Genomic DNA, 14038 nt, shown 5'->3' with positions numbered 1-14038 from the left:
AAAAGAAGTAGGGGGTTGGTGGTTGGGTTGTTATGGGGTGTTTTTGAATTCTAGTGCTCCTTTGTTTTCGTCGATGGTGATGGTTGCGTCTTTGTTGATTTTTCCTTGTAGGATTATTTTTGAGAGTTCGTTGAGGATGCTTTTTTGGATTACTCGTTTTATTGGTCTGGCTCCGAATTGGGGGTCAAAGCCTGCTTTTGCGATGTAGTCTACTGCTTTTTCTGTGGCTTGTATTTTGATGTTGCTTTTCTCAAGCATAGTTTGGATGCTTCTGAGTTGGTTTTCAACGATTTTACGCACTTCAGCTTCGTTGAGGGGCTGGAACATGATTATTTCGTCAATGCGGTTTAGGAATTCTGGTTTTATGGTTTTCTTTAGCAAATCAAAAATCTGCTCTTTGGTTTGGTACCAAACTGCTTCTCTGTTATCGGGGGTTGCTTTTTCTAGGTTTTCTTGAATTATGTGCGAGCCGATGTTTGAGGTCATGATGATGATGGTGTTTTTGAAGTCTACTGTTCTGCCTTTGTTGTCGGTTAATCTGCCATCGTCTAGGACTTGCAGGAGGATGTTGAAGACGTCGGGGTGTGCTTTTTCGATTTCGTCAAGCAAAACAACCGAGTACGGTTTTCTTCTTACAGCCTCAGTGAGTTGACCGCTCTCTTCATAGCCGACATAGCCCGGCGGTGCACCTACCAGCCTTGAAACCGTGTGTCTTTCTTGGTATTCGGACATGTCGATTCGGACCATGTTGTTCTCGTTGTTGAACAAGAACTCGGCTAATGCTTTGGTGAGTTCTGTTTTGCCAACGCCTGTAGTGCCCAAAAAGATGAATGAGCCAATGGGACGTTTGGGGTCTTGCAGGCCTGCGCGGCTTCGCCTTATTGCATCTGAAACCGCCGCAATTGCCTCGTCTTGCCCAACGACTCTTTTGTGTAGCGCCTCTTCGATGCTTAGCAGTTTTTCTTTTTCACTTTGCAGCATCCTGCTAACGGGTATGCCCGTCCAATGTGACACGACTTCTGCGATTTCTTCTGCGCCGATTTCTTCTTTGATTAGCGGTGAGTCTTTTTGTATTTCAGAGAGTTTTTGCTTTAGGGTTTCGATGGTTTTGGTTGCTTGAGGGATTTTGCCGTATTTTATTTCCGCAACTTTCTCCAAGTTACCGCTGCGGTTGGCGTCTTCCTCTGCAAATTTTAGCTGTTCAATTTCATTTTTCTTGTTTTGGATTTGGTCGACGATTTCTTTTTCGGCTTGCCATTTGGCTTTGAGTTTGTTTCTTTCTTCGCTAAGGTTGGCGATTTCTTGGTTTAGGGTTTTGCGTTTTGTTTCGTCTTTTTCTCGTTTTATGGCTTCGCGCTCAATTTCTAGTTGGCGTATTTTGCGTTCTATTGTTTCTAGCTCTTCAGGGGCTGAATTGATTTCTAGCTTAAGTTTTGATGCTGCTTCATCTATCAAGTCAATGGCTTTGTCGGGAAGGAACCTGTCGGTGATGTAGCGTTGGGACAGCTCTACTGCTGCGATGATGGCTTCGTCCTTGATTCTGACGTGATGGAACACTTCATAACGCTCTTTTAGACCCCTTAAAATGGAGATGGCGTCTGCTGAGTCGGGTTCATTGACCATTACGGGTTGGAAGCGCCTTTCAAGGGCTTTGTCTTTTTCAAAATACTTCTGGTACTCCTTAAGCGTCGTAGCCCCAATCGCGCGTAGTTCACCCCTAGCCAAAGCAGGCTTTAAGATGTTGGCTGCGTCCATTGCGCCTTCGCTTGCTCCCGCACCCACCAACGTGTGGATTTCGTCGATGAACAAGACGATTTCGCCTTCAGATGAAACTACTTCTTTTACGACGCTTTTAAGCCGCTCTTCGAATTCGCCCTTGTATTTTGCTCCAGCAAGCAAAGAACCCATGTCCAGCGAAAAAATTTGTTTGGATTTGAGGTTTTCGGGGACATCGCCGTTTACTATGCGGTGTGCTAATCCTTCGGCGATTGCGGTTTTGCCAACGCCTGGTTCGCCTATGAGTATGGGGTTGTTTTTGGTTCGCCGCGACAGGATCTGTAGAACTCTGCGGATTTCTTCTTCTCGTCCTATGACGGGGTCGAGTTTTCCTGTTTTAGCTCTGCCGTTGAGGTTTATTGCAAAGCGGTTTAGGGCGTTGTAGGTTTCATCTGTAGTTTTTGAATTCACAGTTGATCCCTTTCTTAGTTGTTTTATGGCTTCTTTAAGTCCTTTTTCTGAGACTTTGCTGCTTTGCAGTAGCCGCCCAGCGGAGTCGTTTAACGTTGCGATTGCTACAAGTAGCTGTTCGATAGAGACAAACTGGTCTTTGCTCTCCGAAGATAGCTCTTGAGCTTTCCTAAGCACCTTGTTTGAGTTAGAAGACAGGTACGGTTCGCCGCCCGTAACCTTGGGCAGCGCATCAATTAGGTTGTCAAGCGACGCTGAAAGCCGAGTTACATCTGCGTTTAGCTGTTTTAGCAGAAAAGGAACCACGTTTTCGTCGACAAGCAGCATTGCCTTCAAAATATGCACAGGCTCAATTGCTTGGTTCTGATTAGCAGCAGCTATTTCTACTGCTTTCTGAATAACTTCTTGAGATTTTATAGTAAAATTGTTAAGACCCATACAATAAAATTTCCCACGAATATATTTGACCTTTTTTGTCCTTTTTAGGCATTCTTACGAAGCAACTTTGGTTTTTTGGGTACATGGTTGCCCGCGGGCTTGCCCCTGTTTAGTTTTGAGATGTTTGGGTGAATAACCTTAACGAATCTGCTGTATTCCATCGGTAAAACCTTAATCTATATATGGGTGTTGTTTAAAATTGCTTTTAATTAACTAGACGATTGGTGAGAGTATGACCAAACCCATGGACGTTGGAAGTTTACGTGTTGGCGGCTATATGATAATTGATAACGAACCCTGCCGCATTGTGGATATAACTAAATCAAAACCTGGCAAACACGGCGCTGCCAAAGCCAGAATAGTTGCTATAGGCGTTTTTGACGATCAAAAAAGACAGTTTGTAAAACCTGTAGATGCTAACGCAGAAGTTCCCCTCATAGACAAAAGACCCGGACAAGTTTTCGCTGTTAACCCCACGGGCGTTCAAATTATGGATCTAGAAACCTACGAGTACCTTGATGCGCCCTTCCCAGACGAAGAAGAAGTCAAATCCAAACTCGTCGCAGGCGCAGAAATCGAATACTGGAAAATCATGGAACGCATAAAAATCACCCGCGTCAAATAACCCCCTTCTTCAAGCTAGCACGCCTTTTACACCTTAGAAACTGGGCAGCTAGTTCCATAGGTTTATTTCTTCTTTTCCAAGTATAGTTGTTGAGCCGATGATGCATGAAGAGCCGTCGGAAATTTATGAAGAAGACTCTAATATGGGGAAACTGAGGCTCACAAACCTTCAGCTTTGTTTTGGGTTTGGTTAGGTGGCTGTTTTGGAAGCTGGGGTTTTGCTGCAATATATTTTTAAGAGCGCTGGGTTGTTTATGGGTTTGGAGATGCTCGTTGGCTCTTGACCGTTTGGGTTCTTCGCTTACTGATGCGATAAAGAAGGTTTTTCGTTCCTCTGTTATAGATGAGGCTACGGTTAAAGAGTTGGTGCGTGATATTCAACGTGCCCTGTTGCAAGCAGACGTTAACGTGCAACTGGTTTTGGGCATATCCAAACGCATCGAAGAACGCTCCCTAAAAGAAAAGGTACCCCCAGGAATTTCTAGGCGTGAACATGTCATAAAAGTGGTGTACGAAGAATTAACCCGGTTTGTGGGCGAAAAAAATGTTCCTTTGAAGATGGAGCCTGGCTCGCGGTATGTGCTTATGCTTGTGGGCATTCAGGGTTCAGGAAAAACCACCCACGCCGCCAAACTATCACGGTACTTCCAGAAAAAAGGCTTAAAACCCGCATTAATATGCGCCGACACCTTCCGTCCAGGCGCCTATGCTCAGCTTGAGCAGCTAGCAAAACGCATTAACGTTCCAATTTACGGTGACCCCAAAGCTAAAGACCCTGTGAAGGTAGTTTTTGAGGGGTTGAGGCATTTTAAGGATAAGGATTTTGTGATTGTGGATACTTCGGGGCGCCACAAGGAAGAGCGGGACCTTATCAAAGAAATGAAGACCCTTGAGAAGACAATCAAGCCCAACGAGGTCATGATGGTTATTGACGGCACGATTGGGCAGCAGGCTCTTGTGCAAGCTAAGACTTTTCATGAAGCCACCCCAATTGGCAGCATTCTGGTAACCAAACTTGACGGTTCAGCCCGCGGTGGAGGTGCACTCTCGGCAGTGGCTGCTACGGGTGCTCCCATCAAATTCATCGGCACAGGCGAAAAAGTCGAGGACATAGAGCAGTTTATTCCTTCCCGCTTCGTCGGGCGCCTTTTGGGCATGGGCGATTTGGAGACGTTGCTTGAAAAGGTTCAGGAAGCCGAGGTCAAAGTTCCCGACAAAAAAGCCAAGGCCCTACTTAGCGGCAAATTCACCCTCACAGATATGTACGAGCAGTTTGAAGCCGTAAAAGGCATGGGTCCCTTCAAGAAGGTCATGCAGATGATTCCAGGCATGTCTAGCAAGGTTCCTGATGACATGTTGAACATGGCTGAGGGTCGCTTGGAGAAATGGCGCGTTATCATCCAGTCGATGCGTCCTGAAGAAAAAGAAAACCCAAAAATTTTCAATTATTCTCGTGTAAGACGTGTTGCCCGCGGCTCTGGCACCACCGAAAAAGAAGTCAAGGAACTGTTGAAACAGTACGTTACGATGCGCCGTATGCTAAAGATGATGAAACGCAAAAAGAGCAGACTGCCTTTCATGCAAGGTCTTGGCGGCGCGCAAGGACTTAAAGGACTCAAGTAGGCTTTTGGCATGAACGTTTTAGAAACCGCGTTGCAGATGCTTGAAAAGTATCCCCTATGCAACCACTGCCTTGGACGGCAATACGCACTTTTAGGTTACGGAGTTGAAAACAACCGCCGCGGCGAAGCCATAAAACTAAGCCTAACCCTGCAAGCCAGCATACCCGCCATGGCAAAAGAAGCCACAGGCGTAAAAACCCTAAAAACCATAGCGCTCAACGGATTCTCAGTAGAAGCCAAAAACACCCTAGACCACCTCAAACGGCGCCTTCCCAAAGACAAACCCACAACCTGCTTTTTGTGCTCAGGACGATTCGCGCAAATCGACGATATCGTCTCTACCGCTTTAGAAAAGCTCTCCGCTTACGAGTACACGACTTTCTTAGTGGGCATAGAGCTTCCTGTTGCGGTGGAGGAGCGCGAGGACGAGTTCAAAGCAGCCTTTGATGTGGCTTACAGCGAAAGCATAAAACACGAATTTGGTCGCTTAATTGGCAAACAGTTAGCTCTTAGAAGCGGCAAAACCGCCGAGTACCGCAAACCCGACATCATGGTCATCCTAAACCCCTTCACGCAAAAGATTCGGCTCCAGGTTAACCCGTTGTTTGTGGCGGGACGCTACCGCAAACTTGTTCGGACAGTGCCTCAGTCTAAATGGTTCTGTTCCAACTGCCATGGAAGAGGCTGCGAGGAATGCGAAGGCACAGGCAAACTGTACGCCGAGTCCGTGGAAGAGTTTGTTGCTAATCCGTTGCTGGAGGCGGCGGAGGGTGAGGATGCGTCTTTTCATGCTTCAGGCAGGGAAGATATTGATGCGCGAATGCTAGGTACGGGGCGCCCGTTTGTTGTAGAAGTTACTAAACCCAAGAAACGCTTCTTAGACCTCAAAGCCGCTGCGGCTGCGATTAATGGTGCGGCGGTGGGTAAGGTGGAGGTTTCTGAGTTGCGGTTTACTAGCCGTGATGTTGTTCGCAAGTTGAAGAAGGCTGAAAACGCGCAGAAAGAATATCGCGTGCTAGTAGTCTTTGAAAAGGAGGTGTCGGAGGCGGATTTGCGATTGTTGGAGGAGAAATTGTGTGGTACGTTGATTAGGCAGCAGACGCCTTTGCGTGTTGTCCATCGTCGCGCGGATTTAATCCGAGAAAGGTACATATATAAGCTTAAAGTTAAGAAGGTGTCACCTGCAGAGGCTGAGGTGTATGTAAGATGCCAGGGTGGCCTCTACGTTAAGGAACTGGTGTCTGGCGATGAAAACCGAACAACGCCCAGTGTTTCCGAGTTACTTAACAACCCGGCGAAAACTCTTGAACTTGACGTATTGAACGTTATAATGGATGACCCAGTAGGTGAATAATGGATGAAGAAATCAAAGGGATATTGCGCGGGAACCCGCCGACTCATGACTAAGCATTTTCGCGAGAAGGGTAAACCTAAACTTACCAAGTACTTAGAGGAACACCAAGTCGGCGCGAATATCATCATCAAAATTGACCCTAGCCAACAGAAAAGCTTGCCCCACAAACGTTTCCACGGTAAAATCGGCAAGATTCTTGAGAAACGCGGTCGCGGCTACGTGGTTAGTGTTCCCCAAGGTGATGCATTGCGCAAAGTTATCGTCCGATGTGAACATATAGAAGCATACAAGGGTAGCTAAACAAATGACCAGTCCAGATTTGGGTGACGAAAAAAGGCTTACTTTGCCTCAGGTTAAAGCGTTGCTAGAGGAAATTGGCGAAGAAAACTTGGACCAGTTCCAGCGGCGCACTTTGGATTATGTCTCCAAATTCACCAAGGTCGAACCTGACGTGGCGGCTTCTTTGTTGCAAACCCTAACTGGCGAATATGAACTCGACGAATCTGAAGCGGTTCAAATACTCAACTGCATGCCCGAAACCGTTGATGAGTTGCGCGTGTTCTTGGCGGGCGGACGCAAGATTATAGAAACCCAAAAATTAGCTGCAATCGTTGAGCTTTTGAACGAAAAACGGATTTTGAAGTAGCTAAACAATACAAGTCTTTTTAAGCTGAAAAGCGGATAACATAGAGGGAACACTATGGAAAAGCAATACGAGGAGTACGCCTACATACTGGACTTTTTGCCTCATGGACGCGCGGGTTACCGCCCTACAGGTAGGGTTGGTTACCGAGCGGGCGCTTTGGTTCAATGTGTGGGGGAAGCGTTCTTCACGGTTTTGGAAGCTCTTGTCAAGGAAGGCTTAGCCTTAAAGCCTGCTGACCGCGTATACGTGGGCAAGAACTCCCGCGAAGAAGTCACCTACATCATCGGCCGCATAGGCTTTGATGAACTAACCGCCTCCGCCAAAGCCGAATTAGCCTCAACCATAAGCAAAATCGTAACCAACCGCGAACAATGGTTTGTAGGCTTTTTCAACACCGCCAGAGCAATCACGCCTCGTATGCACGCTTTAGAACTTATTCCTGGCATCGGCAAAAAGTACATGTGGCAAGTCATAAACGAACGCGACCGCAAACCCTTCCAAAGCTACGAAGACATCATAAACCGAACCGAACTGCCCAGCCCCGTAAAACTAATCACCAAACGCGTCCTAGAAGAACTCGAAGGAGACAGCAAACACCGCCTCTTCACCCGCTCCCACTAACCCTTTTGGTTTGCCCTTGCGATGACTCTTTCACAAATGAAGTCCCTGCTCCAAAAAAATCAAATCACCCCAAACAAACTCTTGGGGCAAAATTTCATGGTGGACTTCTCGGTTTTTCCCCAGCTAACCCGCCACGCCAACCTAAACGGCTCAGATGTGGTTTTGGATGCAGGCGCAGGCTTTGGCTTTCTCTCCCGCTTTTTATCCGACAAATGCCACGCCGTAGTCGCAGTGGAAAAAGACCCCAAAATCGCCGCCGTCCTCAAAACACAACTCCAAAACACGCCCAACATTACCGTAATCGAAGGCGACGTGCTACGCGCAGAGCTTCCAGTTTTCAACAAAGCGGTATCTATTCCGCCTTACTATCTTAGTTCACAACTTTTGACTTGGCTTTTAGACCACAACTTGGATTGTGCGGTGTTTATTGTGCAAAAAGAATTCGCAGACCGTTTGGTTGCGTCCGTGGGCAGTGAACAGTACGGGTGGCTGCGTGTTGTTACGTATCAGGCTGCAAACGCTGAGTTGCTTGATGAGGTTCCCCGCTGGATGTTTTATCCCGAGCCTGAAGTGGATTCAGTGATTGTTAGGTTAACGCCTTGGCAGACTTTGCCTTTTGCAGTGCGAGATACGGGGGTTTTTAGGCGGCTATCCAAGTGGCTGTTTACGCAACGCAATAAAAAACTATCCAACGCGCTGGTGCCTTTTCTGCGCAACGAACGCAAACTTGACAAAACTCAAGCTGAAGCGGTGGTCGCCAAAATCGAGTTGCCCCCTAAGCGTGCTAGGGATTTGTCACCTCAAGATTTTGGAGCGTTATCCGATGCCCTCTGCAGCTAAAAAAGCGTTTTTTGAAGACTACGTCTTTGAAGTACACCCAAACGTGTACGAACCCGCCGAAGACTCCTTCCTGTTCGCCGAAAACCTGCCCCCCACCGCGGGCAAACGGGTTTTAGAAGTGGGAGCGGGATGCGGAATACTTAGCGTAGTAGCAGCAAAACAAGCCCAGCAAGTCGTAGCCGTAGACATCAACCCATACGCAATACGGTGCGCGAAACAAAACGCACACAAAAACGGAGTCCACAACAAAGTGGCGTTTTTGCAAGCTGACCTTTTCACGTCGCTAAACAAAGCCGCCAAGTTTGACCTTATCTTTTTCAATTCGCCCTACGTTCCCTCTGAGCAAAACGAGGATGCGTCGTGGTTGGCGCGGGCGTGGGCGGGCGGTGCAACGGGCAGGCAGGTTATTGACCGCTTCATCTCCCAAGTTGGCGGTTACGTGGCTGTGGGGGGCGCGGTTTTTTTGTTGCAGTCTAATTTGGCGGGGGTGGAGCAGACACTTTCCCAGTTTGCTTTGAATGGTATGTGTGGGGAGGTTGTGGTGTCTTGTGGGTTGCCTTTTTTTGAGCGGTTGGTTTTGATTCGGGCAGCTTTGTAGGGTTTTTGTGTGTTTTGTTTTGCTCTGGATGGGCTGGTTGTTTTGGGGGACGAAAAAGGTATAAGAGTAAGGTATGTTTTCTTAATGGACGCTGGTAGTGAATAACGTGAACGTTCCTAAAGAAGTGACCACGTACTGTCCAAGATGCAAAGCTCACAAAGCTCACGCGGTTTCCTTGTACAAAGCTGGGAAGCGCAGAGCCTTAGCCAAAGGTGAACGCCACCACGACCGAGAAAAAGAAGGCTACGGTGGACAAGGATTCCCCTTGCAAAAACAGTTCGCCAAAACCACCAAAAAACAGACTTTGAGGCTCAAATGCAAGAGCTGCAGCTACATGAGACACAAAGACGGTATACGCCTAAGGAAATTAACCATTGGATAAACTGGAGAAAAAAGTTATGAGTGAATGGAACAAACTTATACCCAAGCCCAGCAGCACTTTTCTGCGTGTGAAATGCCGTAAATGCGGCAACGAACAGCTAGTCTTTAGCAACGCAGTCAACCAAGTTACATGCAACGTATGTAACGCCGTGCTCGCTGAACCTACAGGTGGAAAAGCAAAAATCAACGGCGACGTTCAAGCAGTCCTTGAATAAACGCCCAAAAGGAAACCTACAAGATGAGTGAGAGAAAGCCCCAATGGCCAGAACCCGGTGACCTGATAATTGCCACTATCGAAAACGTCACTGACTATGGCGCATACGCACGCTTAGACGAATACGAAAAACGAGGCTTACTTCACGTCAGCGAAATCTCCTCCTCTTGGATCCGAAACATACGCGATTTTGTTCGCGAAAATCAAAAAATGGTTCTCAAAGTTTTGCGTGTTGACGTAAACAAGGGGCACATTGACCTTTCTTTGAGGCGTGTAACAAAACGCGAACGCATCGAAAAAATAAAGTCGTGGAAAAAAGAACGCAAAGCTGATGCTCTTTTGCGTGGAGTAGCTGAAAAAGTTGGCATGACCGCTGAGGAACTCTACGATAAAGCAGGCGTTCTAATTGACGACCGATACGGCTTGTACGACGGGTTTGAAAAAGCAGCCAAAGACGGCGCCGAACCCCTTGTGAAACTGGGCATACCCGAAGACATCGCCACCGTATTTGCCCAAGTTGCCGACGAACGCATCAAAGTAAAAATGGTTCAAGTCAAAGGAACCATGGAGCTGCGGTGCATGAAACCCAACGGCATAAAATGCATCAAAGACGCATTTGCCCAAGCCAAAAAACAACAAGAAAAAGCTCGGGACGCAAAAGTACACTTCTACGTTCTGGCCGCTCCCAAATACGGCGTAGACGTCTCAGCAGAAAACTGGAAACGCGCCGAAGAAGTCCTGCAAAAAGTCTCCCAAACCGTCGTCACCCACCTAACCAAGGCGGGCGGTCAAGGCTCCTTTAGAAGGGAAAAATAGTGGTCTGGCTACTGCGGCGATGCGAAAAATGCAACAGTTACACCCTACAAACGACTCAATGCCCTAAATGCGGCGGCAAAGTCCACATACCCCACCCAGCAAAGTTTTCCCCTGACGACAAATACCTAAAATACCGCCTAGCCCTCAAAAAGGAGCAATTATCAAAGTGAAATCCACCTACGTCAAACAAATCGCGCCCATCCAAGCAAACAACCCCATATTAATCGAAGGGCTTCCCGGGTTAGGCTTGGTAGGCAAAATCAGCATGCGCTACCTAATCAAACAGCTTAACGCGAAAAAATTCGCTTACCTGTACTCGCCCCATTTCCCGTATTTTGTTTTGGTTAACAAGAAAGGCAGCATACGCCTGCTGCGCGGAGCATTTTACTTCTACAAAAACCCCGACGGCCCAAATGATTTGATTTTGTTCACGGGCGATAGCCAATCCCAAACCATCGAAGGACAATACGAAATCGCTGATGTCATGCTGGATTTCTCCAAAAAACACAACGCCCAAACCCTCGTAACAATCGGGGGCTACCGCGTGGAAACCGAAGAAAAACCCCAAGTCATAGCAGCAGCAACCAACCAAACCCTGCTCGACCAAGCCCTAAAAGCAGGTGCAACCCTAAGCACCGACGGAAGCCCCATAGTTGGCACCGCAGGACTCATCCTTGGCTTAGCCAGATTCAAAAAAGCCCAAGCCCTATGCCTACTAGGCGAAACCCGCGGCTACCTACCCGACCCCCTAGCAGCCCAAAGCGTACTCGAAACCATAAAAAACATGTTCAACTTCAACATCGACCTCCAAGGCTTAGACCCCGAAATAACCAAAACCCAACTCATGCTAACCAAACTCCAACAAATCGAAGAAAACCGCATCCTACAAGCCGAAGAAGACCGCAAAGAAGAAGACAAAAAAACAACCTACATCTCCTAACCCCATTTCACACCCCAAAACCAACCTATTTGCCGTCTATTGGCTGCAAATTTTAATTGTATGCAGAAACCAGTAGGGGGAGGGGGGTCTGCGCTGTTTTGTGTGGCTTATGTTGTGGTGTTGGTTAGATTTTCTTTAGTTTGCCTTCTCCAGGTTCGTAGATGGTTCCTTCGCGTAGTAGGTCGTTAATGGCGCGTTCGATGTCTGGTCTGGAGAGTTTGTGTTTTTCTTGTAGCATTGTTACGAGGTCGTCTTTTTCTACGGTGCCTTTTTCTTTTTCCATGTCTACGACGGCTGAGAGGACTATTTGGAGTTTGTCGCGTACGCTTTTGGGTCTGCCGGTCATGATGATGTCAATATCCATCTTGTAGCTGGACATGTCTATGCCTACTTCTTCTAGGGAGCGTTTCATGATGGCTATGGCGGCTTCGGCGTCGGCGCCTGTGACTTCTTCTCTTAGCGCTGCTCTTGCTCTGGCTTCGGCTACACGAACCAACGATTCAAGCTGACGCGCCGTAATCGCCACGGGAGAGCCTTCGGATTCGCTGGCGCTACGCATAGCCAAATAGAACTCGCGCAAATGATTTAGTGCATCTGCGCTTAACTCGGGTTTGATTGTTTTCGAGTAGCTTATGTACTTGCGCAGCAATTCGGCGTCCACGGGCGCTTCGGTTGGGGTTATGCCTCTTTGGTGAATCTCCAAAATGTGCTGAGACATCTTGCTGTCAGCTTCTTTGTTGGGGACGTCTCGGAGCACGAAAATGATGTCAAATCTTGAGAGGATGGTTACGGGCAGGCTGATGTTTTCAGTTACTGTTCGGTGGGGTTCGTATCTGCCCAATGCAGGGTTAGCAGCTGCCAGAACGGATGTTCGCGCGTTTAACGTGGCTACGATGCCTCCTTTGGCAACTGAAACCGTGTGTTGTTCCATGGCTTCGTGTATGGCAACGCGGTCTTCTGGGCGCATCTTGTCCATTTCGTCAATGCACGCAATGCCTTTATCCGCCAGCACCAGCGCGCCTGCTTCTAGGCTCATGCTGCCTCCTTTTTCGCGGACAACAGCAGCGGTTAAGCCTGCGGCGGTGGTTCCTCTGCCTGACGTGTACAAGCCCCGCGGCGCAACTTTGGATACGTACTGCAAAAGCTGAGACTTCGCCGTACCAGGGTCTCCAATAAGTAGTGCGTTCATTTCGCCTCGCACGTTGACGTCGGGCAAGCTTTTGGAGACGCCCCCGCAAAGCAGGTAGAGTATGGCTTCTTTGATGTGGGGGTAACCGTAGATGGAGGGGGCTATGGAGGTTGTGAGTTTTTTGTAGACTTCGGGGTCTTTGGCGAGTTCAAGAATCTTTTCAAGCTCTTCAGGCGTAGGCGGGCTAGTCTCGGGTTCTTTGCCCAAAATCTCAACGCTGTTAGCTTCTAACTGCAAAATAAACGTACGCAGCTTCCCAATGCCTGGACGCGACGGCGCAAACGCCTGCACAATGCCCACAATCGATATGTGGTCACCTGGCCTAGCAACATCCACCACGTCCTCGCCGATAAGTTTTGCAGCCAATGTACGCGGCAACTGGCCAGGCGGGAGGTCTTCAGGGCGTTCTTGAAGCCGAATATCCTGAGAATCTATAAACTTGGATTGTTCCTGAACAAATTCAAACGGGCCATCTTTGCCGCATTCAGGGCTTTGGCACACCGTGGGGGCTTTGAGGAACTGTCCTTTTTGCTCGACGATGTTGATGGTGGAGCATCGTTTGCATTTGAATGCTGCTTGCATGACCATGGGTCGCACGGGCGTAGCGCGCACCACGATGGCTTCTAGCATGATTAGTTTGCCCATCTGTTTGGAGCCGAGTTTGCGCAGTTGCTCATGTTCTAAGAGTTTGACTATGCGGGTGGTGATTTTCTCGATTTTCTGGGCGTACTCTGCGTCCTCAATGCCTAGCTGCGCGTAGGCGGCGTTGTTTGCGTGCTCCAAGTACTCTTCAGGTTTTTCAAGAAGCATCTCCGCAAGAGCTTGGTCAAAATCAAACAAATCCTCAAAATTAACAACGATGTCTTCTTTGCCCAAAATCGCCATCTGACTGATTTTGTGGCGGTATTTTTCGTCCTTGAAGAATTCTAAGAAGCGGCTTTGCGGGTCAACAGTGGTTTGCGTGGTAGTCATTGTTTGTGGGTCTCCTTCTTGTAGGTTAGGATGTTGCTGCGCCATTCATTGATTAGTTTTGAGAGTTGGCGGTGGAGGATTTTTTCTTCGGTGGTGAGTTTGCTAGTTGATTGGTCTTGTGGGGTGGGTCCTGCGGCTAGGGTGACGATTTTTTTTAGTCGGGCGTTGATGATGTCGTGTGCGAGGTGTTTGGCTCTTTCGTATTCTTGGACTTTGATGGGTTCGGGGCGTTTGGTGATTTCTTCTTTAGCGTTTAAGAGGTAACGGCGAATCTGCGGGTAAAAGTCAGGTGAGACCTCGCTGATTTTGGCGGCAACTTGGATTCGTTCTTTCCACTGCACCTTATTGAGCTTGGCAGAATCCAACGTGTCCTCCTCACGAAAATGCACAATCCCCTCTTGAGCAAGCTCTTTACCCACCCAATAATACACGTCGTATTCAGTGCCCTCCTCCAAAGGACCCACACTAAAACCTGCAAGCTCAAGCCGCGGAAAATTACGATTAGCAACAACCTTCACCACGCTATTCTCGAAACGAAAATCCAACTGCTTAAGCTTTAACGGCACAACATTACCTCGCAGACCAGTTAAATCCAG

General features: G+C 48.0%; 16 protein-coding genes. 13 read left to right on the top strand and 3 right to left on the bottom strand.

Going from position 1 to position 14038, the window contains the following annotated elements:
* Window positions 1–30: 30 nt before the first annotated feature.
* The gene (clpB, locus tag NWF04_08495) at window positions 31–2625 is read right to left on the bottom strand and encodes an ATP-dependent chaperone ClpB (protein ID MCW4006612.1); all 2595 of its coding nucleotides are present in this window, start codon (window positions 2623–2625) and stop codon (window positions 31–33) included.
* A 220-nt stretch (window positions 2626–2845) separates the two neighbouring features.
* On the opposite strand from clpB, the gene NWF04_08490 reads away from it, so the two are divergent.
* The 13 genes from NWF04_08490 to NWF04_08430 all read left to right on the top strand — a co-directional run bounded on the left by NWF04_08490 (window position 2846) and on the right by NWF04_08430 (window position 11281).
* The gene (locus tag NWF04_08490; protein ID MCW4006611.1) at window positions 2846–3250 is read left to right on the top strand and encodes a translation initiation factor IF-5A; all 405 of its coding nucleotides are present in this window, start codon (window positions 2846–2848) and stop codon (window positions 3248–3250) included.
* Window positions 3251–3522: 272 nt separating this feature from the next.
* The gene (locus tag NWF04_08485) at window positions 3523–4872 is read left to right on the top strand and encodes a signal recognition particle protein Srp54 (GenBank protein MCW4006610.1); all 1350 of its coding nucleotides are present in this window, start codon (window positions 3523–3525) and stop codon (window positions 4870–4872) included.
* A 9-nt stretch (window positions 4873–4881) separates the two neighbouring features.
* Entirely contained in the window at window positions 4882–6225 is a 1344-nt protein-coding gene (locus tag NWF04_08480) for a tRNA pseudouridine(54/55) synthase Pus10 (GenBank protein MCW4006609.1), read from the top strand.
* 3 nt (window positions 6226–6228) lie between these two features.
* Entirely contained in the window at window positions 6229–6525 is a 297-nt protein-coding gene (locus NWF04_08475) for a 50S ribosomal protein L21e (GenBank protein ID MCW4006608.1), read from the top strand.
* Between the two features lie 4 nt (window positions 6526–6529).
* Complete coding sequence (locus NWF04_08470; GenBank protein MCW4006607.1) at window positions 6530–6871, top strand: RNA polymerase Rpb4; 342 nt, start codon at window positions 6530–6532, stop codon at window positions 6869–6871.
* Window positions 6872–6925: 54 nt separating this feature from the next.
* Window positions 6926–7492 (top strand): DUF655 domain-containing protein, encoded by a 567-nt coding sequence (locus NWF04_08465; protein ID MCW4006606.1) that lies wholly within the window; start codon window positions 6926–6928, stop codon window positions 7490–7492.
* 21 nt (window positions 7493–7513) lie between these two features.
* Window positions 7514–8332, top strand: a complete 819-nt coding sequence (gene rsmA / locus NWF04_08460; GenBank protein MCW4006605.1) for a 16S rRNA (adenine(1518)-N(6)/adenine(1519)-N(6))-dimethyltransferase RsmA — start codon at window positions 7514–7516, stop codon at window positions 8330–8332.
* Window positions 8316–8930: a class I SAM-dependent methyltransferase gene (locus NWF04_08455; GenBank protein MCW4006604.1), complete on the top strand. Its 615-nt coding sequence runs from the start codon at window positions 8316–8318 to the stop codon at window positions 8928–8930. The genes rsmA and NWF04_08455 overlap by 17 nt, the downstream gene beginning before the upstream one ends.
* A gap of 106 nt (window positions 8931–9036) precedes the next feature.
* A complete protein-coding gene (locus NWF04_08450; GenBank protein MCW4006603.1) occupies window positions 9037–9312 on the top strand; it encodes a 50S ribosomal protein L44e in 276 nt (91 codons plus the stop codon).
* Window positions 9313–9328: 16 nt separating this feature from the next.
* Entirely contained in the window at window positions 9329–9526 is a 198-nt protein-coding gene (locus NWF04_08445; GenBank protein ID MCW4006602.1) for a 30S ribosomal protein S27e, read from the top strand.
* A gap of 23 nt (window positions 9527–9549) precedes the next feature.
* Entirely contained in the window at window positions 9550–10341 is a 792-nt protein-coding gene (locus tag NWF04_08440; protein MCW4006601.1) for a translation initiation factor IF-2 subunit alpha, read from the top strand.
* A complete protein-coding gene (locus NWF04_08435; protein ID MCW4006600.1) occupies window positions 10341–10511 on the top strand; it encodes an RNA-protein complex protein Nop10 in 171 nt (56 codons plus the stop codon). Before NWF04_08440 ends, NWF04_08435 begins: the two co-directional genes overlap by 1 nt.
* Window positions 10508–11281, top strand: coding sequence for a PAC2 family protein (locus NWF04_08430; protein ID MCW4006599.1), 774 nt, complete (start codon window positions 10508–10510; stop codon window positions 11279–11281). Before NWF04_08435 ends, NWF04_08430 begins: the two co-directional genes overlap by 4 nt.
* Before the next feature lie 124 nt (window positions 11282–11405).
* Here the strand turns inward: NWF04_08430 and NWF04_08425 are convergent, their stop codons facing one another.
* On the bottom strand, window positions 11406–13442 hold the full coding sequence (locus NWF04_08425) for a minichromosome maintenance protein MCM (protein MCW4006598.1): 2037 nt from the start codon (window positions 13440–13442) through the stop codon (window positions 11406–11408).
* Window positions 13439–14008, bottom strand: coding sequence for a DNA replication complex GINS family protein (locus tag NWF04_08420; GenBank protein MCW4006597.1), 570 nt, complete (start codon window positions 14006–14008; stop codon window positions 13439–13441). The genes NWF04_08425 and NWF04_08420 overlap by 4 nt, the downstream gene beginning before the upstream one ends.
* Window positions 14009–14038 lie beyond the last annotated feature (30 nt).

Source organism: Candidatus Bathyarchaeota archaeon (assembly GCA_026014465.1).
In the GTDB taxonomy this organism is placed as follows: Archaea; Thermoproteota; Bathyarchaeia; order Bathyarchaeales; family Bathycorpusculaceae; genus JADGNF01.
Note: the sequence above shows the minus strand (reverse complement) of the source record. Positions and strands in the feature narration are given on the sequence as shown.

Coding starts and splice junctions, on each gene's coding strand:
- clpB (MCW4006612.1), bottom strand. CDS start 2,625: ATGGGTCTTAACAATTTTACTATAAAATCTCAAGAAGTTATTCAGAAA.
- NWF04_08480 (MCW4006609.1), top strand. CDS start 4,882: ATGAACGTTTTAGAAACCGCGTTGCAGATGCTTGAAAAGTATCCCCTA.
- NWF04_08475 (MCW4006608.1), top strand. CDS start 6,229: ATGAAGAAATCAAAGGGATATTGCGCGGGAACCCGCCGACTCATGACT.
- NWF04_08470 (MCW4006607.1), top strand. CDS start 6,530: ATGACCAGTCCAGATTTGGGTGACGAAAAAAGGCTTACTTTGCCTCAG.
- NWF04_08465 (MCW4006606.1), top strand. CDS start 6,926: ATGGAAAAGCAATACGAGGAGTACGCCTACATACTGGACTTTTTGCCT.
- rsmA (MCW4006605.1), top strand. CDS start 7,514: ATGACTCTTTCACAAATGAAGTCCCTGCTCCAAAAAAATCAAATCACC.
- NWF04_08455 (MCW4006604.1), top strand. CDS start 8,316: ATGCCCTCTGCAGCTAAAAAAGCGTTTTTTGAAGACTACGTCTTTGAA.
- NWF04_08445 (MCW4006602.1), top strand. CDS start 9,329: ATGAGTGAATGGAACAAACTTATACCCAAGCCCAGCAGCACTTTTCTG.
- NWF04_08440 (MCW4006601.1), top strand. CDS start 9,550: ATGAGTGAGAGAAAGCCCCAATGGCCAGAACCCGGTGACCTGATAATT.
- NWF04_08425 (MCW4006598.1), bottom strand. CDS start 13,442: ATGACTACCACGCAAACCACTGTTGACCCGCAAAGCCGCTTCTTAGAA.